The sequence below is a fragment of the Alkalihalobacillus sp. NPDC127517 genome, from assembly GCF_050276055.1.
In the GTDB taxonomy this organism is placed as follows: domain Bacteria; phylum Bacillota; class Bacilli; order Bacillales; family Bacillaceae_D; genus Alkalicoccobacillus.
On record NZ_JBNNQX010000009.1, the window covers coordinates 36695 to 57655 of the forward strand.

Below are 20961 nucleotides of genomic sequence, written 5' to 3' on the forward strand. Positions count from 1 at the left end.
TCGTTTGATGTATACTACAAGAAAAGGAAACAAGGCTGAAACATCAACCTGTTGAATTCCGTATAGAACTGGCAATAGGGATGTAGGGGGGAGTGGACCCGGTGAGTAGAACGTTTTCAGGGGAGAATCGAGCAAACCATATTGAAGAGCTTAAAGAAAAAGGGCTTGAGGTATTGGTGATTGGTGGGGGAATTACAGGCGCAGGGATTGCACTTGATGCCAGAGTAAGAGGGTTCAATACAGGAATCATTGATCAACATGATTTTTCAGGAGGGTCATCGAGTCGCTCTAATAAGCTTATTCAAGGCGGTTTAAGCGAACTTAAACATTTAGATGTAAAGGCCTTCGCTGAGCTTGGAAGAGAAAGAGCGGTCATTTTAGATAACGCTCCGCATCTTGTTTCACCTATTAGCATGATGATGCCAGTCTATAAAAAAGGAGCATTCGGTCGAATTCAAGCTTCTTTAAGTTTGCGTATTTACGATCGTTGGGTTGAATTAAACAAAAAAGATAGAAGACATATGTTAAATAAGAAACAAGTTCAAAAGCAAGAGCCGCTTTTAAGAACAGATAACTTAAAAGGAGGCGGGTTATACACGGAGTATCAGTTAAATGATGCACGGTTAACCATCGAAGTCTTAAAGGTAGCGACAGCGAGAGGCGTAATTGCTGCTAACTACTTAAAGGCAGAGTCCTTCTTATACGAGCAAGGAAAAGTAGTTGGTGTGATGGCGGTTGATCAGCTTACAGGTGAAGCACACAAGATTTTTGCGAACTTTATTGTAAATGCTGCGGGATCCAATATGAACCACCTGAGAGAACAGGATCGTTCGCTTGATGAGAGCGTAGACAAAACAAATGATAAGCTTCATATTGTGTTAGATCGTAAATCATTGCCCATCCAGCAAGGCATTTATTTTGAAAGTAAAGAGGGTCAAATGCTTTATGCCATACCATTTGGCGAAAAGATTTATGTTGGCGCGGCCTATGTTGACCGCTCATCAAAAGATGGGTTACCACAAGCCATTCAGACCCTTTTAGATTCCTTGAACCAAACGTTCCAATCTACTTTGTTAACACCAAAGCATGTGGAGTCATTCTGGGTAGATACTGAACGTAGTATGACAAATCAAAAGCATCATAAACCAGAAGAGATTGTCATTTCTTCCTCGGGTCTTAGGTCCGTGTATTGTCACCATACAGCTGGGTATCGAGTTGTTGCAGAGCGGGTGATTGATTCGATTGAGAAGGAGCATAGTCGATCTTTTGGAAGTCAAACGGATTCGATTACCCTCTCAGGGGGACAGGTCGGTGGTTTGGACCGGTTTGAAGACTTTCTGAAAACAAAAGCTGAAGAAGGGGAAGCCCTTGGACTTAGCTATGAAGAAGCGTATGCGCTATCTATCTTATATGGTTCAAATATTACAAATATATGGTCAAGAGTTCGGACGAGTAGAAGACGAGCAGCGGAATCTGGATTACCGCCTATTCTATTCGCTCAGCTAACGTATGCCATTGAAGAAGAAATGGTGGTTTCACCATTGGACTTTTTAGTACGACGCACCCATGCACTTTATTTTAATCGTCCAGTTATGGAGAAGTGGATGAATCCGATCTTCCGTTATATGCAGGATCGCTTTCAATGGGATGAACAAGAAAGTGTGCACTGGCAGGATGAATTGGACAAAGAATTAGCAACACATAGCCTAAGTGATGCAAAAAACAAACAGTAGCCGGAATAGGTAAATAGTAGTAAAATAGTAACGTCATAAACAGTGAGCAGATATATTTTAGGAGGAGATTTTTTGAATTGGAACGATAGCTATACAAAATGGTCAACATTTGCGACCCTTGAGCAAGATGTAAAAACAGAGCTGGATGCCATTAAAGGGGATGAAACAACTCTTGAGGACTGCTTTTATAAAAATCTAGAGTTTGGAACAGGTGGAATGCGTGGAGAAATTGGGCCTGGTCCAAATCGAATGAATACATACACAGTTCGTCGCGCAGCAAAAGGATTGGCTGATTATTTGGAAAGTAAAGGAGAAGACGCAAAAAAGCGTGGCGTTGTGATTGCTTATGATTCTCGTCATAAGTCACCGCAATTTGCTAAAGAGGCTGCCTTAACACTTGGTAAGCAAGGAATCACGGCGTATGTGTTTAACGATCTTCGCCCAACGCCAGAGCTATCTTATGCGGTAAGGCACTTAGGAGCATATGCAGGAATCGTTATCACAGCAAGTCATAATCCACCCGAATACAATGGCTTTAAGGTCTACGGTCCAGATGGTGGGCAGCTTCCTCCAGGTCCAGCTGATGAACTTGTAAGCTATGTTGATGCCATTCAAAACGAACTACTTATTGAGGTAGGAGAAGAAACGAAATTAAAAAGTGAGCTTCTCTATCAAATTGTTCCACAAGACGTTGATGATGCTTATAATGAACAACTTAAAACGATTTTGGTTCAGCCTGACTTAGTACGTGAACAAGGTTCAACCGTTAATATCGTATTTACGCCACTACATGGTACGGCGAATATTCCTGTTAGACGCGTACTTACAGATGCTGGGTTTACGAACGTCACTGTTGTTCCAGAACAAGAGCTTCCAGATCCAAATTTCTCTACAGTAAAGTCTCCAAACCCTGAAGAGCATGCTGCATTTGAGTATGCAATGAAGCTTGGTGAAGAGAACGAGGCTGACCTTCTTTTAGCTACGGATCCTGATGCTGATCGAGTAGGACTTGCTGTAAAAGATCATGAAGGAAACTATCAAGTTTTAACAGGAAATCAAACGGGTGCTTTGTTGCTTGATTACTTGTTAACTAAACTGAAGGAAGATGGCACTCTTCCACAGAATGGTATTGTGTTAAAAACCATCGTTACGTCTGAGATCGGAGCAAAAATTGCAGAGCAGTTTGGCTTGAAATCTCTTGATACATTAACTGGATTTAAATTTATTGGTGAAAAGATCAAGGAATATGAAGAATCTGGAGAGCATACGTTCTTATTTGGATATGAAGAAAGCTATGGCTATCTAATTGGTGATTTTGTACGAGATAAAGATGCGGTTCAAGCTTGTTTATTAGGAGCAGAACTGGCGCTATATTACAAAGAGCGTGGAATGACGATTTACGAAGGACTTCAGGAAGTGTTCTCGAAGTACGGCTTCTACCGTGAAGGTCTTGAGTCACTCACATTAAAAGGAAAAGCCGGTGCGGAGAAAATCAACAGTATTTTAGCATCATTCCGAATGGATCCTCCAAAAGAGATGAATGATATTCAAATTGAGTCAGTTGAAGATTACCAATCAAGTGAACGATCGTTGCTCGTCACAGGTGAAAAAGAAACGATTACGTTACCAGTATCAAATGTACTGAAGTATAAACTGACAGATGGCTCATGGTTCTGTATTCGTCCATCTGGAACAGAGCCAAAGGTCAAATTCTACTTTGGTGTGGACGCAGCAAGTGAGGAAGAAAGTAAAGAAAAATTAGCGACTCTTCGTACGGCAGTGATGGATTACGTAAATCAATTTATTTAAGAAAGTAGGAATGACATTATGGCGATTTTAGTTACTGGTGGTGCTGGATATATTGGTAGCCATACCGTTCTTTACCTGTTAGATAAGGGAGAAGACGTTATTGTTGTTGATAATCTAACAAAAGGCCATCTGGACGCATTACAAGGAGCTACGTTATATGAAGGAAATCTACTAGACGGTGCGTTTCTTGATAAAGTGTTCACAGAGCAACACATTGATGCGGTCATTCACTTTGCAGCGGATTCATTGGTTGGTGAGAGTGTAGCGGAGCCATTAAAGTATTATCATAATAATGTAATTGGTACACATTCGCTTTTAACAAAGATGGTCGAACACAACGTGAAAAATATTGTGTTCTCTTCAACGGCTGCAACGTACGGCGAGCCCAAACAGGTGCCGATTGTTGAGACGTTACCAACAAATCCAACCAATCCATATGGTGAAACAAAGCTTGCCATTGAAAAAATGCTTAAATGGTCTGATCAAGCATACGGGTTAAAGTCCATTTGTTTGCGTTACTTTAATGCAGCTGGAGCTGATCCAGAAGGACGTATTGGTGAAGATCATGATCCGGAATCTCATCTCATCCCAATTGTTCTTCAAACGGCTTTAGGTCAACGAGAACAGGTTCAAGTGTTTGGAGATGATTACGATACGGAAGATGGATCATGTATTCGCGATTATATTCATGTGATGGATTTAGCGGATGCTCACTTTTTAGCCGTGAAGAAACTAATGAACGAGCGAACAAGTTCAATTTATAATCTTGGAATCGGTCAAGGGTTCTCCGTCAAACAAGTAATTGACGTGTGTAGAGAAGTAACACAGCGTGAGATCCCTGCAGCGATTGCACCAAGACGAGCAGGAGATCCTGCGGTGTTAATTGCTTCCCCTGAAAAAGCAAAATCAGAGCTTTCTTGGGAACCGAAATTCACAAAGCTACACGACATCGTTAAGCATGCATGGAGCTGGCATTCTGCCCATCCAAATGGATACGATGATTAATCTATAGAACATAAAGCGAGTTCTTCCGATTAGGAGAGCTCGCTCTTTTTTTGATCTTTCATGATGTGTACGAGAATTCGCTCATAATTTATGGAGACCACTTCATATAGTAAAAGAAGGAACAAGTGAGGGGGAGAACGTCCGTGTCAAATGATTGGAAAGACTTAGAACATGCCATTGGCGAGATCACGGAGATTGCAACAGGTTTTGGATTAGACTTTTATGATATGCGTTACGAGATCTGTCCTGCAGAAATTATTTACACCATTGGAGCCTATGGTATGCCCACACGTTATAGTCACTGGTCCTTTGGAAAACAATTTCATAAAAGCAAGCTGCAATATGATCTAGGGTTAAGTAAAATCTATGAGCTGGTTATTAACTCAGACCCTTGTTATGCCTTCTTACTTGACAGTAATGCGTTGATTCAAAACAAACTTATTGTGGCACACGTCCTAGCCCACTGTGACTTCTTTAAAAATAATGTCAGGTTTTCGAATACAAGACGGGATATGGTTGAAAGCATGAGTGCCACGTCGGAACGTATTGCTCATTACGAGCATTTGCATGGAAAAGAAGAGGTAGAAACCTTTTTAGATGCGGTACTAGCTATTCAAGAACATATCGATCCAAGTCTATTGCGTCCAAAGTTGACTTGGTCACTGAATGAAGAGGAAGAAAAGCAATTAAAAAGTAGAAGTGAATACGATGATTTATGGAATTTAGACGGGACAAAGAAAGCAGAGCTGGAATCACCTCTCAAGAAGAAACCGCAATTCCCTCCTCAACCCGAGAAGGATATTCTCTTATTCATTGAGGAATACAGCCGTGAGCTTGAAGATTGGCAACGCGATGTGCTGACGATGATGAGAGAAGAAATGCTATATTTTTGGCCACAGCTTGAAACAAAAATTATGAACGAAGGCTGGGCTTCTTATTGGCACGCTCGAATTTTAAGAGAAATGGATTTAACTACAGATGAGACCATTGAGTTTGCGAAATTGAATGCAGGGGTCGTCCAACCTTCAAAAACCTCAATTAATCCATATTATTTAGGATTAAAAATCTTTGAGAACATTGAGCAGGAATACGATAACCCAACTGAAGAAATGCAAAAGCGCCAAGGAGTAAAGCCTGGCAGTGGTCGCGAGAAAATGTTTGAAGTACGAGAAATTGAGTCTGATATCTCCTTTATCCGAAATTATTTAACAAAAGATCTTGTCATGCGCGAGGATATGTATTTGTTTCAGAAACAAGGAAGTGAATACAAGATCATTGATAAGCAATGGGAAACGGTTCGGGATCAGCTTGCCTCTTCTCGCGTAAATGGTGGATTTCCTTATTTAAGCATTACAGACGGAGACTACTTAAAAAATGGGGAGCTATATATTACTCATAGTTTTGAAGACACAGAACTTGATGTTTCCTATTTAGAAAAGGTCATGCCTTACTTATATCAGCTTTGGGGAAGACCAATCCATTTGCAGTCGCAAATTAATGATAAGCCAATTTGCTTTTTGTTTGACGGAAAGAAAATGCAACGAAAATATATTTAGTTAAGAATTTACATGTTGGGCGACGGATCCTTTTAATAGGATTTTCGCCTTTTTTTTGTTTACATAACATGACAACACATCAGGACATACTAAGAAAAAAAGGAGAACTTCGTATGCGTTCTATTTTTAAGTTCATATGTCTATTCGTCATTGTTATGCCTCTCGTAAGTTGTCAAAACCAAGAAAAAGAGCAACCTCCTCCTGCACACGTTCAATCAGTGGGAGATTATGAAGAAGCAATAGAAACACTCACCTTGCAGGTTGTGTATGAAAATGGTGAAGAGGTACGAGTACACTATGTGAAGAATGACCCAGAGGAATGGGTATATCACAATGATCTCGTAGCAGGAGTAAACGAAGAAAACGTACAAGAAAAAATCGACCAACTAACAATTGATCCCCAAACATTTTCAGAAGTTGTGCTTCAACAAGTCCGTTATGTTTTTGAATTTGGCGGTACGTACGATGTCTTGGATTTAGCAATTACCTTTAAGGATGGAAAAGAAAAGAGATATGGGACAAACGATCAATAAGATCGTTTTTCTTTTTAGACGAATAATGACGGTATGACACACATAGAATGAAAGCGCTCTTTTAAAACGTCAGAAATGTAAAAATAATTAGTAAGAAACAATTGACTGTTTGAGGGGATCAAGGTAAGATTAACTTTGCTATTTTATTCTTCGTGGCTCTAAATAAATGAACAGGTTGAAATGGGGGGTTTCATGGATACGTTTAAAAGACTGTCTCGGTTTTATTTGCCAGATAAAAAGCTTTTTATTTGGTCATTGATTGCATTAGCTGCTGTCTCGGGATTAACGGTGTTGTATCCAATTATTCTGCAATACACAATTGATACGGCTGTAGTTGGTGGGGAGTATGGAATGATTCCCTATCTTGCTTTAGGATTTATAGGCATTATGGCTTTAAAAGGGGGAGCCGTCTATATTCATCAATACTTAGGGGATATGTTTGGCGTCAAATCCGTCTATCGTCTCCGTAATTCCCTTTATGAGAAACTTCAGTTTTTACCTTTCCGATACTATGACAATGCAAAAACAGGAGATCTAATGTCGCGTTTAACAGCTGACGTAGAAGCCTTTCGCTTTTTCCTTTCGTTTGGCTGTGCGCAGCTTGTCAACCTCGTGCTACTGATTGGATTTAGTATGGCCGTTATGTTCTACTATTCCATTCCACTAGCTTTAGCTACTATGGTAATGATGCCACTTCTAGTGTTTGTGGTCATTCGGTTTGACAAGCGTGTCCACCCAGCGTTCAGAGGCATTCGTAAATCTCTTGCACAATTAAATACAAAGGTTCAAGAAAACGTGAGTGGAATGCAAACAGTTAAAGCGTTATCACAGGAAGACGAAGAAATTTTGCGCTTTTCTGGGAAAAATGAAGATTATCGTAGTAAACATCTTCATGTTGCTAAAATTTGGGGCACCTATTTTCCGTTAATGGAGTTAGTTGGGAATCTATCCGCTGTTATTCTCCTCGCTTTTGGAGGATACCTCACCATTACGGGATCTTTGACACCAGGTGAACTCGTTGCATTCTTCAGTTTAGTTGCCTATATTACAGGTCCAATTATGGGACTTGGTTTTATTATCAATACGTTTTCTCAATCAAAAGCTTCAGGTGAGCGTTTACTAGAAGTTCTTGATGAAGTGGAAAGACCGGATGGTTCAGGTGTTGAACAAACGAAGCGATTAGTTGGTGAAGTTGAATTCAAACACGTGACCGCTCAATACGACTCAAAAAATAAGCCGGCAGTCACAGATATAAACTTTCATGCTACAAAAGGGAAAACGATTGGATTGGTTGGAGCAACAGGCTCAGGGAAATCAACAATTATTCAATTATTGCTACGTTTTTATGAAAAACAATCAGGAGATATTTTGATCGATGGACGGCCAATTGAACAGTACACTTTAAAAGAATTGAGACGAAATATTGGTGTCGTTCTTCAACAGACCTTCCTTTTCTCATCGACCATTCGGGATAATCTCTCTTATGGTAATCCAGATGCAACGATGGATGAGATTATTGAAGCAGCAAAACGAGCCGATGCCCATGAATTTATTGAAAATCTTCCTAATGGATATGAAACGGTGCTTGGCGAAAAAGGACTTGGGTTATCCGGTGGACAAAAGCAGCGGATTGCTATTGCTCGTGCCATTATCATGAACCCAAGTATCCTTATTTTAGACGACGCAACAAGCGCGGTTGATATGCAAACGGAAGTGAAAATTCAAAAGGCATTTAAAGAAGTAATGAAAGGTCGAACAACATTCATCATTGCGCATCGTATCTCTTCTGTAAAACATGCAGATGAAATCATCGTCCTTGATAGTGGCGAAGTGAGCGAACGCGGAACACATGAAGAGCTTCTGAAAAACCGTGAGGGAATGTACCGTAGAATTTATGATATTCAAAATCAGGACCAGCAACATGTGTTGCAACGGGCGTAAGGAGGTAGGCACTTGGAAGAAACAACCAAAAAATCGCGGTTTCATTATCCGGTAGAGCAAATCATTGAAAAGCCATTTAACTGGATGCAAATGACAAGACTATTTGGATACATGAAGCCTTATGCCAAGACCCTACTCCCAAAAACGATTATTGCCATGTTCATTTCGACGCTTGTTCGACTTGCCATTCCTATTTTTATCGGCGTGTATGCGCTTGATTACGGAATTTCAAGTAATGACGTTTCGTTTATGTTTATGCTAGCAGGCATTGTTTTTGGGATGTACATTTTGTCATATGTCGCAAACTATTATCGGATTCGCTGGATGAATGAGCTTGGTCAGCACATTATATATGATATTCGATCAGATTTATTTAAGCATATCCAGAGACTGTCACATCGCTTTTTTGATAAGCGTTCAGCAGGTTCCATTCTTGTACGTGTAATAAACGATATAAATTCACTTCAGGACTTGTTTACAAACGGTGTAGTCAACTTATTGATGGATATTGTCATGCTTATTGGGATTGTCATCATTCTATTCACACTAAGTCCGCAGCTGGCGCTTGCCATCTTAATTGTGCTACCTATTATGTTTTTTATCTCTACCAAACTCCGTCGGAAAATTCGTCGAGCCTGGCAAGTGGTGCGTATTCGTCAATCCAGGTTGAATTCTCATTTAAATGAAAGCATTCAAGGAATTCGTGTGACACAGGCATATGCTCAAGAAAAAGAGAACATGGAATTCTTTGATACAGTAAACACGGATAACTATGAGAGCTGGAGACAGGCATCACGTATGAATGCGATGTTTAGACCATTTGTTGAAATGGCAAGTGCGCTTGGCGGAGCTATCCTTATTTGGTACGGAGCTTATTTAATCCAAGGAAATGATCCAGCCATTACCATTGGGGTATTTGTTTCATTTGCTTTCTACTTAGGAATGTTCTGGGAGCCGATCTCAAGACTTGGGCAAGTGTACAATCAGCTATTAGTCGGAATGGCTTCATCTGAGAGAATCTTTGAATTTCTTGATGAAAAACCATCTGTTCCTGAAAAAACAGATGCAAAGCCACTCAAGGATGTAAAAGGTGAGCTTGTTTTTGAACATGTTGAGTTTGCATACGATTCTAATCGAAAAGCGTTAGATGATATCAATTTAACATTTGAAGCAGGGAAGACCATTGCCTTAGTTGGACATACGGGTTCAGGAAAATCAACGATTGTTAATTTAATGAGCCGTTTCTATGATCCAACGAAAGGAAGAATTCTCCTTGATGGAGTCGACCTAAAAGATCTGAAACTGAATGAGCTACGCACAAATGTCAGTTATGTTCTTCAGGATACCTTTATCTTTGCAGGGACAATTATGGAAAATATTCGTTTTGGTAACGTTCGTGCGACAGATGAGGAAGTAATTGAAGCGGCAAAAGCAATCGGTGCAGATACATTTATCTCGAAACTCGAAAAAGGCTATCATACAGAGGTAGAAGAACAAGGAAATGTGTTGTCAGTTGGGGAAAGACAGCTGTTGTCATTCGCTAGGGCTCTTCTAGCAGACCCACGTATTTTAATTCTGGATGAGGCTACGGCAAGTATTGATACCGAAACCGAATTAATCATACAAAAAGGCCTAAAACGACTGCTTCATAATCGAACGGCCATCATGATCGCGCATCGCTTATCAACTATCCGCGATTCTGATCAGATCATTGTTTTGGAACAAGGAAATGTTATTGAACAAGGAACACACCAACAGTTAATGAATCATGAAGGAAAGTACTACAATCTTGTTAAATCACAATATGCAGCATTAGAAAAGTAAATGGGTACCGGCTGAGATAAAACTAAATACCAATTAAAAATCGGCGGATGATTCTACGAATGAATCATCCGCCTTTAGTATTTTGGAAAGCGAGGGATTCTCCTGTAGCGGATTTACTGCTATGTTCGTATTTTAATAGTAAATGATTTACTGTTTTTTCTTGCAACATTTTTTCGACTCCTACGTATATGATGGTAAGTAGAAATTATAAAAGGTTGGATGTATAGTAAGTAAAAACGGGTATTAACTATATGAGAGAGAGGAGTGAGAGAACATGCTCACCACGACGATTCAAATTGTGATCACATTAGTTGGAGCTGCACTTATTATTTTGGTTGTTCAATCGTTCCTTCAAAGAAAGAAGAATCGTTTTTTAGAGCAAGAAATCGAAGAGTTATCTAAGAAGCATGATCAGCTATTGGCTGAGGTCTTACAGCCATACCATGATTCTTCCGATAAATTAAAGCTAACACGAGGAAAAACAAAAAAACGCTTTGAAGAATTAAGTGAAGGATTCTTTAGCATTCTCCATGCCGTTAAAGAAGCTCAACAGAACTTAGACGGGTTACGTGTTACACGAGCTTCTTATGGAACCATTGTCGCTGTTTTGCCAAGAGCAAAATCACAGCTGGATGAAGAGTTTGAAAAGCTGAATAAAATGAAAACCGAATTAGACCAGCTGGAAAAAGAAGATACAGATGTCGCTTTTCTTGAAAAAGAAGAAAGAGCTCAATTAGAAGAGATTGAAAAACAGCTACAAGCTCACGTTCGAAAAACAGATTATCCTTTGAACAACCTTGTTCAAAAACTCAATTATTTAAAAAAAGAGTTAGATGAAGTATCGGCTGAGGATTTAGATTCAATTACGGCTAAGCATGATCTAGAGCACCTTCAAAATGACCGGGTAGAGCTTTTGAAGAGATTAACTAGACTTCAAGCACTTCTTAGAGAACAACGTCATCTTGCTGCTCAATTTGAAGGAACAAATACTTCCTCACCAGCTTCTTATGAGCGTTTCTTAGGCTCCTTACAAGCGGGTGAGGTGGACCGTGCAGAAACGCATCTAAAAATAGTACATGAGGACATGGTCAAGCGAGTATAGAAAAAAGCTGAGAACTCATTAGAGCGCTCAGCTTTTTTATTATTCGTTATTCTGTTTCCCTGCCATTTTTGTTTTTAACTGCTCTAGTTCACTGTCTACTTTACTTTTTGTTGTGAGTGCAGCAAGATCATCATCTAGTGTTTTGTTAATGCTTCTTAGTTCCTCAGAAGACTCTGCTTCTGCTTCACTTCGCATCACTTTTTCCTCCATACGGTCAAAGCCACCTTTGGCACCCGAATTCATCCCGGATAACGAACGGTTTACCTTTGCACGTGCCCGAGCACTTTCGTTACGCGCTTTTAAGGAGTCCTTTTTCATTGTCATTTCACGAAGCTCATCCTTCATTTCACGAAGTTTATCCTTAAGCTCTGATGACAATTTTGTTGCTTCGTTATGAGACATTTGCAAGCTATCCGCCTGTGTTTCCTGTTTTGATTTCTCTTCAAGCACTCTGCGCGCTAAATCCTCATCTCCAGATTCAAGTGCTACCATCGCTTGTTCTTCACGTTTTGTAACGGCATCTAATGATTCGTCTAGTTGCTTTTTCAACAGCTTTTCACTTGCAATTTGTTTTGCAACGGCTGCTTCAACCTCTTGAATATCATTTTCCATGTCATAAATAAATTGATCAAGCATCTTGCCCGGATCCTCTGCTTTATTTAACAAAGAATTTAATTCTGATGAAACAATGGTACGAACGCGAGAAAAGAAACGAAACATACAAATCCCTCCTAATATTGTTAATAACCTAAGTTTATCACAGGCTATTTTATCTGTAATACTTTCTTAACTGTATATACGGGCAATAGCAAAAAATGTTTCATATTCAAATAAAAAATCTAAAGATTGACTTTACTGATAAATCAGATAAAATAAAAACTATTACATTTGACTAAATAGAGAGAACATTCTGAGGTGTTGAGAGATGAGATACGCTTTTTCTAAACGGGTAAGACATTTACAATCGTCTGCAGTACGAGATATTTTAAAGGTTGTGGGAAACGGAGATGTAATTTCGTTTGCTGGAGGTCTTCCAGCTGATGATTTGTTTCCAGTTGAAGCGATCGAGCAGGCATTTTCACGTGCGTTTGCATCAGGCACAAAAGCTCTGCAATATATTGAAACAGAAGGGTATGCTCCATTGCGTGAACTCGTTGTAGAACGGATGAGTCGGAAAGATATTACAGGATTTACGGCGAATGATGTATTACTTACAACAGGGTCACAGCAGGCTATTGATTTGTTTTCAAGAGTCATGTTCAGTCCGGGAGATATCGTTTTAACAGAAGACCCAACTTATCTTGCAGCCCTTCAAGTGTTTCAATCGTACGAAGCAGAAGCTGTTGCTGTTGAATCAGACGATGAGGGAATGATTGAAGAGGACCTAGAAGCAAAGCTGCGTAGCTTAAGACCAAAGTGTATCTACGTGGTTCCTACATTCTCTAACCCTGCCGGAAAGGTCTGGTCGCTTGAACGCCGGAGAATGCTTGTCAGATTAGCTCACAAGTACAACTGTCTGATTTTAGAGGATGACCCTTATGGAGACATTCAATTTAATCAAAACGAAACGTACACCCCCATCGCTGCGTTAGATGATGGATCAAGAGTATTATATACAAGTACCTTTTCAAAAACAGCTGTCCCAGCACTTCGAACTGGCTGGATTGTCGGTCCATTCCAGGTAATTCGAATGATGGCACAGGCTAAGCAAGCGAATGACTTACATTCAAATTCGCTGTCTCAGCAAGCTATTTATCAGCTATGTACACACTTTGACTTTGATGGTCATATTCAAGGAGTTACCAACCTCTACAAGCAAAGAAGAGATGTGATGGTGGACTGCATTAGAAACTCCAATCTACCGAATGTCCACTTTGTCGAACCAAAAGGAGGCATGTTCCTGTGGATCGAGCTGGATGAACGAGTGAACACAACATCCATGCTAACCGAAGCCGTAAAAAAAGGAGTGGCATATGTTCCTGGAGCCCCTTTTTACGCTGGTGTCCCAAAAACCAATACAATGCGGTTAAACTTTACACATGCGACAGACGAAGAAATCAAAAAAGGAATTCATTTATTATCAGATGTGTTTACACACACAGATGATCAAGTGAAAACAGTTATTTAATAAAGAACGAATAAGTTAAGAGTAATAGAGACCGGGACATAACTTAAAATCAATAAGGAAATGGCGAATGATTCAATTGTTGAATCATTCGCCATTCTTATTTTTTATAAAACGAGAGGAGGGAGAACCCAAGACTCCTGCAGCGGATATTGTGCTATGTTCGTATTTTGCTATCCACCCTCTTTTGCATTTTTATGCAATGAAGCGAAACTGGAAACATTAGCTTACATCGATTCTAATCGTTTAATTCGCGCTTCAGGTTGTGGGTGAGTCGAAAAAAGACTAGCTGCTTTCTTTTTTAATGGATCCGCAAAGTATAAAGAAGCAGACGTATTCGATGCTTCTTTCACCGGTGTAGAAGTATTCGTAATTTTTCTCAACGCATTTGCCAGAGCATGTGGATTTCGCGTAAGCTCTGCAGCCGTGGCATCAGCGAGAAACTCACGATTACGTGAGATCGCCAGCTGAATTAGTGTGGCGACAATCGGCGAAATAATGATAAGAAGTAGAGACAAAATCATGATGATGCCATTTTGTTTACTGTCTCTATTCCCTCTAGCGCGACCATAATACATGGAACGTGCTCCAATGTCGCTTAAAATAGCAACAACTGAGACTAAAGCAATAGCAACGGTGGCCAATCTGATATCATAATTTCGTACATGAGCAATTTCATGTGCAATAACGCCTTCGAGTTCTTCTCTGTTTAATTGATCAAGCAAACCTGTTGTCACCGCAACAGCCGCTTTTTTAGGGGAGGTGCCCGTTGCAAACGCATTTGGACTTTGATCATGAATGATGAATACCCTTGGTTTTGGGATTTGTGCAACCATGGAGAGACTGTCAACTGTATTCCACAAATACGCATGGTCATCCGAGCTGCGAATCTCCCTTGCATGATTCATTTTCATCACAACATTTGTGCTACTAAAGAGCATGATAAGGGTGTAGCCTCCACCCAAAAGGGCGGCAAGGATGAGACCACTAATGTAATCACCTATGTAAAGATAGGTAATAGCAGCCCCTACGGCCAGAACAAATAGAACAAATCCAGTTACGATAAAAATGGTTTTACGTTTATTTTGACTGATTTGTTGATATAGATGCATGAGCTACCCTCATCTCTAATTTAATCAAAATCAACACGAACGGACTGGCGCTCTTCATTTGAGGCTTCTAAGTATCCATGCTTACGGAAGTTATGAACGGATGCGATGAGGTTACTTGGAAACGATTCAACCTTGTTGTTATATTGCATGACAGTTTTATTGTATAGCTGTTTAGAATAAGCAACCTTGTTTTCAGTTGCAACCAAGTCTTCATGAACTTTAGAGAACGTCTCATTTGCTTTTAAATCGGGATAAGCTTCGGTTAAGGAGAAAAACTGTCTTAGTGTACCTGATAATTCATTATCCGCTTGAACCTGTTCTTCGCGACTTAAATCAGGTGAAACAATTTGATTTCGCATTTTTACAATTTCAGCTAATGTTTCTTTTTCATGTTTCATGTAGGTTTTGGCGGTGTCAACTAAGTTTGGTATTAAATCATATCGTCTTTTTAGTTGTACATCGATTTGTGACCATGCTTCTTCTTTCCAACCTCTTAACTTAATTAAGCCGTTGTAATTCATAATCCAAAACAGTCCTATGACTACAATAATGGCTCCTGCAATAATAAATCCCATCTTCTTCATCCCTTCTGATCAACGTTGATTAGTTAGTTACGATTAAACACGTTCTTTGGTTTCATTTATCAGTGTAGCATGGAAAATTAAGAAGGATGAACAAAAATAATGACCCTTTAAAAAATCTAAGTTTTACCAAATATTTCGATACATACTTCAAACTAAAAAAACCTACACTATGATTACACAAGGAGGAGGTGAAACACATGGCTAACAACAACAGCAATTCAAATGACCTTCTTGTACCTGGTGTACAACAGGCTCTAGATCAAATGAAATACGAAATCGCTTCTGAGTTTGGAGTAACTCTTGGAGCTGATACAACTGCTCGTGCAAACGGTTCAGTTGGTGGTGAAATCACTAAACGTTTAGTACAAGCTGCTGAACAACAACTTGGTGGATACCAACGTTAATAATGATGGATATAAGGGGATGGCCTAGCGCCATCCCTTTTTCGTAAAACGAAAAAAAAGACGCTCCATCTTGGAACGTCTTCCCGCAGTCAACTTAACGAATACGTTGCTCATTATCCGCATCGAAGAAGTGACATTTGTTTAAATCAAGGGCTAAGTCAAGCTTCTGACCAGAAGAGATGTCTGTTCTAGAATCGACTCTAGCTACAAGCTCTTGCCCGTTTACACTTGAGTAAAGAACAGTTTCTGCTCCTGTTAACTCAGCCACATCAATGACAGCATTTAGCTTTGTATCAGGAGAAGACTGTAGGAATAACAACTCATCATGTACATCCTCTGGTCTTACACCAAGAATGATATCTTTATCAGCATAGCCTTTTTCACGAAGTGTTTTTAGTTTTCCCTCAGGTACTCTTAGAGAGATATCTCCAACAACAAATTGATCTCCGTTCAGGCGACCAGTTAGGAAGTTCATAGAAGGTGAGCCGATGAATCCACCTACGAATACATTCTCAGGGTTATCGTACACTTCTTTCGGTGAACCAACCTGTTGAATGAGTCCGTCCTTCATAATAACAATCCGTGTGGCCATTGTCATAGCCTCTGTTTGGTCATGCGTTACGTAGATCGTTGTTGTTTGCAGGCGTTTATGAAGCTTTGTGATCTCTGCTCTCATCTGAACACGAAGCTTTGCATCAAGGTTTGAAAGCGGCTCATCCATAAGGAATACTTGTGGATCACGTACAATGGCGCGTCCCAAAGCAACCCGCTGACGCTGACCACCTGACATTGCTTTTGGTTTACGATCAAGCATTTCAGTTAGTCCTAGAATTTGGGCAGCATTTTTCACTCGCTTATCAATTTCATCTTTTTTAAACTTACGTAGCTTTAATCCAAAAGCCATATTATCGTATACGTTCATATGTGGATATAAGGCATAGTTTTGGAATACCATCGCGATATCACGATCTTTTGGAGCAACATCGTTCATACGCTTGTCTCCAATATGAAGGTCACCTTTCGAAATATCTTCAAGTCCAGCAATCATTCGAAGTGTTGTTGATTTACCGCAACCAGATGGACCAACAAATACAATAAATTCTTTATCTTGAATACTTAAATTGAAATCCGTTACGGCTGTTACATCACCATCGTAAATTTTATAGATATTTTCTAAGCTAATCTCTGCCATGCTTAACCCCTCCATATTGTAAGTATAAATGAATTGTAAGCCTTTTCATTGTTTTCGAATATGGAAAAGGTGCACAAAGTTCATCCTTTTTTCTGGGCAAGGTGCACAAGCATATTAACGATCCTGTAACAAAAGCACAAAGTGCATATAAGCTGCATGCTGAAATTGTTTAATATCAATTCCGGTTTTCTCAATAAACTTATCAATTCGATATTGGAGGCTATTACGATGCATATGTAAGCTTTTTGCAGCGGATGAAAGATTCATATGGTGATGAAGATAACTTGAAATACTCTTCATCATATCTGAATCCTGCAATATCTCATCTGTCAGTACTTGAGTTTGTATATAGGTGTTTTCCGATTCAGGGATAAATTGAATAAGGTAATAGGGAATCGCTTCATGTTCTTTAAAGATATGCTGCGCATTTACATGTGGTAAGGCGGCTCGGAAACAGGCTTGTTCCCAGGTAAATGTTGACCTTGCTTGTTCAATCGACCTGGTTGAGCCAATTAAAAGAGTGAGATCTACATAGAAATCAGTCGCAATGGCTTGAATGAAATGAGAGAACTCATTTGTCTCTTCATCAACCCGATCAATCACAACACCGTTTAAGGCATCCATCCAGATCATTGTGTGTAAGCCTGGCAATAGGTTTTGCCACGCTTCATAAAAGTCAGTATACGTATCAATACTCTCAGAAAGTGAAAAATGCACAAAGCGAATGGATTCATTAGTAGGCGCAGCAACAGGCTGAGATGAATCTTGAAAAAGCCATTCTTTCCATTGTTTCTCGGATACGGTCTCGGGCACAGGGTATGGTTTCCAAACAGGCAAGAGCAGCATAAGAAGCTGCTGCTCTCTTTGAGATAAATGCTCTTTATAAAAACCAATTGGCTTGGATTGTTCATCTTGTAGCCAGAGAACATCAAAGCGATGATAATCAGATGGGTTGGTTGTTATAGCTGATCCGAATTGTCTTTTTAACGATTCCGTGATCATACACAAACGCTCCTTACTACTGTAGAATAGTTCCAGTATATCGTTTGCGCGTTGTGTCGGTAAAGAATTAATCCTGAATGGATGGGGGATCTTCTTTTTCAAGCTCTCGTGCTTGTTCGATTCGTCCAGCATGATGTCCTGCAACCCGGCCTCCGCCTAACCCTTCGTTAATCATCCGATCCACGTCCATAAAGTAGTGCTCTTTTCCTTGATCAGACTCTTTTCTATGCTTAGATTCCTTCATTTTGGCAACTCCTTTTATTTGAATTGGTTCGTAGTATGCTTCAACATTTAGGTGCTATTCTAAACAGAGTGACCAAGTGTTTTGCTCGGGGAAGAAAATCGATTATACTAGGTGAGCAAAGTTTTTTAGCAAGTGAAGGAGTGTACACAGTGGAACCATGGATGTTTATTAGTTTTATGGTGATTGTTGGAGCGGCATTAGGTGGAATTACTAATGCAATGGCTATACGAATGTTATTTAAACCACATAAGGCATACTACGTTGGGAAGTGGAGGGTTCCATTTACCCCTGGATTAATTCCAAAAAGACATAAAGAAATTGCAATTCAATTGGGCGAAATGGTGGGAACCTACCTGCTTACAGCAGAAGGCCTAGAGAAACAAATCAAACAAACGGCCTTTAAACAGGGAGTGTCTGATTGGCTAGAAGCGGAAGCAACAAAAGCGATAAACAGTGAGCAATCGTTAGAAACATATGTTGAACAAATGATTGGAGTAAAGAATCTGCAAGAGATTCTTCATCATCGTACAGATCGTATCATTGAAACGGGAATTAGTCGTTTTTTAACAAATAATCAAGAGAAAACGATTGTTGAGTTATTGCCTGAGGCCCTTGTTGACCGGGTAGAAGGCTATCTACCGGAGCTTTCACGGGCAGTGTTGACTAAGGCAACAGATTATTTTGAAAGCAAGGAAGGAAAAGAAAAACTAAGCGGCATGATTGAAGAGTTTTTAGATCATAAAGGTCGACTAGGAAGCATGATCTCAATGTTTATGGGAAATGAACGATTAGTTGATAAGGTACAGCCTGAGATTTTACGATTTCTGCAAAACGAGCGAACAAACCAATTAGTAAGTGAGTTGCTTGAAAAAGAATGGAATAAAGTAAAAGAACGTCCTCTGGGGGAACTTCATGCATTTATTAATGAAGAAAAAGTTAGCCACTTTTTAAGTCAGCTTGTAAAGGATAAAGCGCCTGTCCTACGGTCAATTACTGCGCCGTTACATACATGGATGCCAGTGTATCAGAATCGAATCGTACAAACGTGGATCCCTACTGTAACAGATGGAATGATTGGTGTTGCGAGCAAGCAGGTTGGTCAATTCTTAAAAGCATTCCAAATTGAACAGGTGATCAGCAATCAAGTTCTTGCATTTTCAACGAAATACTTAGAAGAGCTTGTGATGTCGGTGGCAAATAAAGAGCTTAAGTTAATTACGTATCTAGGTGCGCTCATTGGTGGTGTGGTGGGGTTATTCCAAGGATTATTCGTTCTACTTATCAACTCGCTTTAAGTTTTTTTCAGTGGTTTGAATGACTTTCCGTGAAATCTCACTCTGAACATGTTATAGTCGTGTAGACTATTAAGAGGGGGAATTAACTGTGGCACAACTTCAAGACAAAGCGCAAGAACTTAAGCAAGCATTAGCAGAAAGTGACGAGTTCAAATCACTTCAATCTCTACACAATCAAATCAACGAAGATGAGATTGCTAAAAAAATGTTGGACAACTTCCGTCAGTTGCAGCTTGAGCTTCAACAGAAGCAAATGCAAGGCATTCAAATTTCAGAGGAAGAAGCACAACAAGCACAACAGCAATTTGAGCTTGTTCAACAGCACGAACTAATTTCTAAATTGATGGAAGCGGAGCAACAGCTTAGCGTCATCATTGGTGACATTAACAAAGTGATCACAGAGCCATTAGAAGAAATTTACGGTACACCAGAACAATAAGTAAGAGAAGCTCCCTCCGAGAAATCGGAGGGATTTTTTGTGCTTTCTCTACATTCATGTTCTGATGGGGGACGGGACTACATATGCTAAATCAGATACGACGAGCCTCCTAAGAGACACCAATGGAGAATACAACAAGAGGGGAAGAAGGCATGTATGACGTATACTTTTTTAGCAGTAAACATTGATGGTGCACTACTCAGATCTAATTCAAAGTTAAGTAAATCTACCCGACAATCGATGGAATACTTAACAAAAAAAGGAGTAGATATCGCCTTAGTTACGTCAAGACCGTATCTATCTGCTCAAAAAATTGCTAAAAGCTTAAAAATTGATGGCTACTTAATTGCACATGACGGAGCTTACGTGAGTGAGACTAAAAAGAAAAAGCTCATGTCTAAAGAGATTCCAGAAGCTAGTGTCATGAATATGATGGAAGGGCTTGAGCGCTTTCGCTGCCGAACTCATTTAATGTATGAAACACATGCAGTTACGAGTAAAGAAAAGCAAAAAAATCAGCTCATTGCGAAAATGACACTTGGTACAACCGATCAATTATACTATCCGTTAACGTACGTTGATTCGTTATATAATTATGTGATGGATGAGGGTCAAGGACCTCTGACTATGCAAATTCAATTTGAATCCTCGATCCAACGAAAACAAGCGCTTGACTTATTAACAGAACAAAACGATGACGTTCTGGTGAAGCGCCTTGGTAAAGATCGTTTATCCATCGTTTCCTCAGATGTATCAAAAGCAAAAGCTCTTCAATGGCTCTGCCACCGCAAAGGTGTAAGTAACGAGGAGTTAATTACGATTGGTGCATTTGAAGAAGACATTGAAATGATGCAAATGGCTGGCCTTGGTGTGGCAATGGGGAATGCTCCAAAACCACTAAAGGATAAAGCAAACTGGATTACGCGCTCTGTTGATGAAGACGGGGTCTCGTATATGATCCATGAAGTATTCAGAAAGCAGCTGCGCATAAACCTGGATCGACACAGTCTCAAATAAGAGGCTGTTTTTTTTCGGAGTATGTTCGAATGCACCAATTGGGC

At 39.8% G+C, this 20961-nt stretch carries 19 protein-coding genes; 13 read left to right on the forward strand and 6 right to left on the reverse strand.

What is annotated here, in order from left to right:
- Positions 1-101 precede the first annotated feature (101 nt).
- The 8 genes from ACQKKO_RS13320 (at position 102) to ACQKKO_RS13355 (ending at position 11503) form a co-directional block, all read left to right on the forward strand.
- On the forward strand, positions 102-1733 hold the full coding sequence (locus ACQKKO_RS13320) for a glycerol-3-phosphate dehydrogenase/oxidase (protein ID WP_498647953.1): 1632 nt from the start codon (positions 102-104) through the stop codon (positions 1731-1733).
- Positions 1734-1805: 72 nt separating this feature from the next.
- Entirely contained in the window at positions 1806-3542 is a 1737-nt protein-coding gene (locus ACQKKO_RS13325; RefSeq protein ID WP_498647955.1) for a phospho-sugar mutase, read from the forward strand.
- A gap of 18 nt (positions 3543-3560) precedes the next feature.
- On the forward strand, positions 3561-4547 hold the full coding sequence (gene galE, locus ACQKKO_RS13330) for a UDP-glucose 4-epimerase GalE (protein WP_498647957.1): 987 nt from the start codon (positions 3561-3563) through the stop codon (positions 4545-4547).
- A gap of 143 nt (positions 4548-4690) precedes the next feature.
- Positions 4691-6103 carry a SpoVR family protein gene (locus tag ACQKKO_RS13335; RefSeq protein WP_498647959.1) on the forward strand — a complete coding sequence of 471 codons (1413 nt, stop codon included), beginning with the start codon at positions 4691-4693 and terminating at the stop codon, positions 6101-6103.
- A 113-nt stretch (positions 6104-6216) separates the two neighbouring features.
- Positions 6217-6636: a hypothetical protein gene (locus tag ACQKKO_RS13340; protein ID WP_498647961.1), complete on the forward strand. Its 420-nt coding sequence runs from the start codon at positions 6217-6219 to the stop codon at positions 6634-6636.
- Positions 6637-6828: 192 nt separating this feature from the next.
- Positions 6829-8577 (forward strand): ABC transporter ATP-binding protein, encoded by a 1749-nt coding sequence (locus tag ACQKKO_RS13345; RefSeq protein ID WP_498647963.1) that lies wholly within the window; start codon positions 6829-6831, stop codon positions 8575-8577.
- 12 nt (positions 8578-8589) lie between these two features.
- A complete protein-coding gene (locus ACQKKO_RS13350) occupies positions 8590-10401 on the forward strand; it encodes an ABC transporter ATP-binding protein (protein WP_498647965.1) in 1812 nt (603 codons plus the stop codon).
- Positions 10402-10675: 274 nt separating this feature from the next.
- A complete protein-coding gene (locus tag ACQKKO_RS13355) occupies positions 10676-11503 on the forward strand; it encodes a hypothetical protein (RefSeq protein WP_498647967.1) in 828 nt (275 codons plus the stop codon).
- Between the two features lie 39 nt (positions 11504-11542).
- Here ACQKKO_RS13355 and ACQKKO_RS13360 read toward each other — a convergent pair whose 3' ends face one another.
- Positions 11543-12223, reverse strand: a complete 681-nt coding sequence (locus ACQKKO_RS13360; RefSeq protein WP_498647969.1) for a PspA/IM30 family protein — start codon at positions 12221-12223, stop codon at positions 11543-11545.
- A gap of 205 nt (positions 12224-12428) precedes the next feature.
- Here ACQKKO_RS13360 and ACQKKO_RS13365 point away from each other — a divergent pair, with 205 nt between their 5' ends.
- Positions 12429-13631 carry an aminotransferase-like domain-containing protein gene (locus ACQKKO_RS13365; RefSeq protein ID WP_498647971.1) on the forward strand — a complete coding sequence of 401 codons (1203 nt, stop codon included), beginning with the start codon at positions 12429-12431 and terminating at the stop codon, positions 13629-13631.
- A 224-nt stretch (positions 13632-13855) separates the two neighbouring features.
- Here the strand turns inward: ACQKKO_RS13365 and htpX are convergent, their stop codons facing one another.
- Together htpX and ACQKKO_RS13375 are read right to left on the reverse strand one after the other, a co-directional pair.
- Entirely contained in the window at positions 13856-14740 is an 885-nt protein-coding gene (gene htpX / locus ACQKKO_RS13370) for a zinc metalloprotease HtpX (protein ID WP_498647973.1), read from the reverse strand.
- 20 nt (positions 14741-14760) lie between these two features.
- On the reverse strand, positions 14761-15315 hold the full coding sequence (locus ACQKKO_RS13375; RefSeq protein WP_498647975.1) for a LemA family protein: 555 nt from the start codon (positions 15313-15315) through the stop codon (positions 14761-14763).
- A 206-nt stretch (positions 15316-15521) separates the two neighbouring features.
- Between ACQKKO_RS13375 and ACQKKO_RS13380 the strand changes: the two genes are divergently transcribed.
- Complete coding sequence (locus ACQKKO_RS13380) at positions 15522-15728, forward strand: alpha/beta-type small acid-soluble spore protein (protein WP_203086242.1); 207 nt, start codon at positions 15522-15524, stop codon at positions 15726-15728.
- Between the two features lie 94 nt (positions 15729-15822).
- Here ACQKKO_RS13380 and ACQKKO_RS13385 read toward each other — a convergent pair whose 3' ends face one another.
- The 3 genes from ACQKKO_RS13385 to ACQKKO_RS13395 form a co-directional block, all read right to left on the reverse strand.
- Positions 15823-16920, reverse strand: coding sequence for an ABC transporter ATP-binding protein (locus ACQKKO_RS13385; protein ID WP_498647977.1), 1098 nt, complete (start codon positions 16918-16920; stop codon positions 15823-15825).
- A gap of 114 nt (positions 16921-17034) precedes the next feature.
- On the reverse strand, positions 17035-17922 hold the full coding sequence (locus tag ACQKKO_RS13390; protein WP_498647979.1) for a PucR family transcriptional regulator: 888 nt from the start codon (positions 17920-17922) through the stop codon (positions 17035-17037).
- 67 nt (positions 17923-17989) lie between these two features.
- Positions 17990-18166, reverse strand: coding sequence for a hypothetical protein (locus tag ACQKKO_RS13395; protein WP_498647981.1), 177 nt, complete (start codon positions 18164-18166; stop codon positions 17990-17992).
- 149 nt (positions 18167-18315) lie between these two features.
- On the opposite strand from ACQKKO_RS13395, the gene ACQKKO_RS13400 reads away from it, so the two are divergent.
- The 3 genes from ACQKKO_RS13400 (at position 18316) to ACQKKO_RS13410 (ending at position 20917) form a co-directional block, all read left to right on the forward strand.
- Positions 18316-19461, forward strand: coding sequence for a DUF445 domain-containing protein (locus tag ACQKKO_RS13400; protein ID WP_498647983.1), 1146 nt, complete (start codon positions 18316-18318; stop codon positions 19459-19461).
- A gap of 88 nt (positions 19462-19549) precedes the next feature.
- Positions 19550-19900 carry a YlbF family regulator gene (locus ACQKKO_RS13405; RefSeq protein WP_498647985.1) on the forward strand — a complete coding sequence of 117 codons (351 nt, stop codon included), beginning with the start codon at positions 19550-19552 and terminating at the stop codon, positions 19898-19900.
- A gap of 156 nt (positions 19901-20056) precedes the next feature.
- On the forward strand, positions 20057-20917 hold the full coding sequence (locus ACQKKO_RS13410) for a Cof-type HAD-IIB family hydrolase (RefSeq protein ID WP_498647987.1): 861 nt from the start codon (positions 20057-20059) through the stop codon (positions 20915-20917).
- Positions 20918-20961 lie beyond the last annotated feature (44 nt).

Bases quoted from the DNA above. Each gene is read 5' to 3' on its own strand.
- ACQKKO_RS13390 (WP_498647979.1), bottom strand. From the start codon at position 17,922: ATGATCACGGAATCGTTAAAAAGACAATTCGGATCAGCTATAACAACC.
- ACQKKO_RS13360 (WP_498647969.1), bottom strand. From the start codon at position 12,223: ATGTTTCGTTTCTTTTCTCGCGTTCGTACCATTGTTTCATCAGAATTA.
- htpX (WP_498647973.1), bottom strand. From the start codon at position 14,740: ATGCATCTATATCAACAAATCAGTCAAAATAAACGTAAAACCATTTTT.
- ACQKKO_RS13345 (WP_498647963.1), top strand. From the start codon at position 6,829: ATGGATACGTTTAAAAGACTGTCTCGGTTTTATTTGCCAGATAAAAAG.
- ACQKKO_RS13340 (WP_498647961.1), top strand. From the start codon at position 6,217: ATGCGTTCTATTTTTAAGTTCATATGTCTATTCGTCATTGTTATGCCT.
- ACQKKO_RS13355 (WP_498647967.1), top strand. From the start codon at position 10,676: ATGCTCACCACGACGATTCAAATTGTGATCACATTAGTTGGAGCTGCA.
- ACQKKO_RS13380 (WP_203086242.1), top strand. From the start codon at position 15,522: ATGGCTAACAACAACAGCAATTCAAATGACCTTCTTGTACCTGGTGTA.
- galE (WP_498647957.1), top strand. From the start codon at position 3,561: ATGGCGATTTTAGTTACTGGTGGTGCTGGATATATTGGTAGCCATACC.
- ACQKKO_RS13385 (WP_498647977.1), bottom strand. From the start codon at position 16,920: ATGGCAGAGATTAGCTTAGAAAATATCTATAAAATTTACGATGGTGAT.
- ACQKKO_RS13365 (WP_498647971.1), top strand. From the start codon at position 12,429: ATGAGATACGCTTTTTCTAAACGGGTAAGACATTTACAATCGTCTGCA.
- ACQKKO_RS13395 (WP_498647981.1), bottom strand. From the start codon at position 18,166: ATGAAGGAATCTAAGCATAGAAAAGAGTCTGATCAAGGAAAAGAGCAC.
- ACQKKO_RS13375 (WP_498647975.1), bottom strand. From the start codon at position 15,315: ATGGGATTTATTATTGCAGGAGCCATTATTGTAGTCATAGGACTGTTT.
- ACQKKO_RS13410 (WP_498647987.1), top strand. From the start codon at position 20,057: ATGACGTATACTTTTTTAGCAGTAAACATTGATGGTGCACTACTCAGA.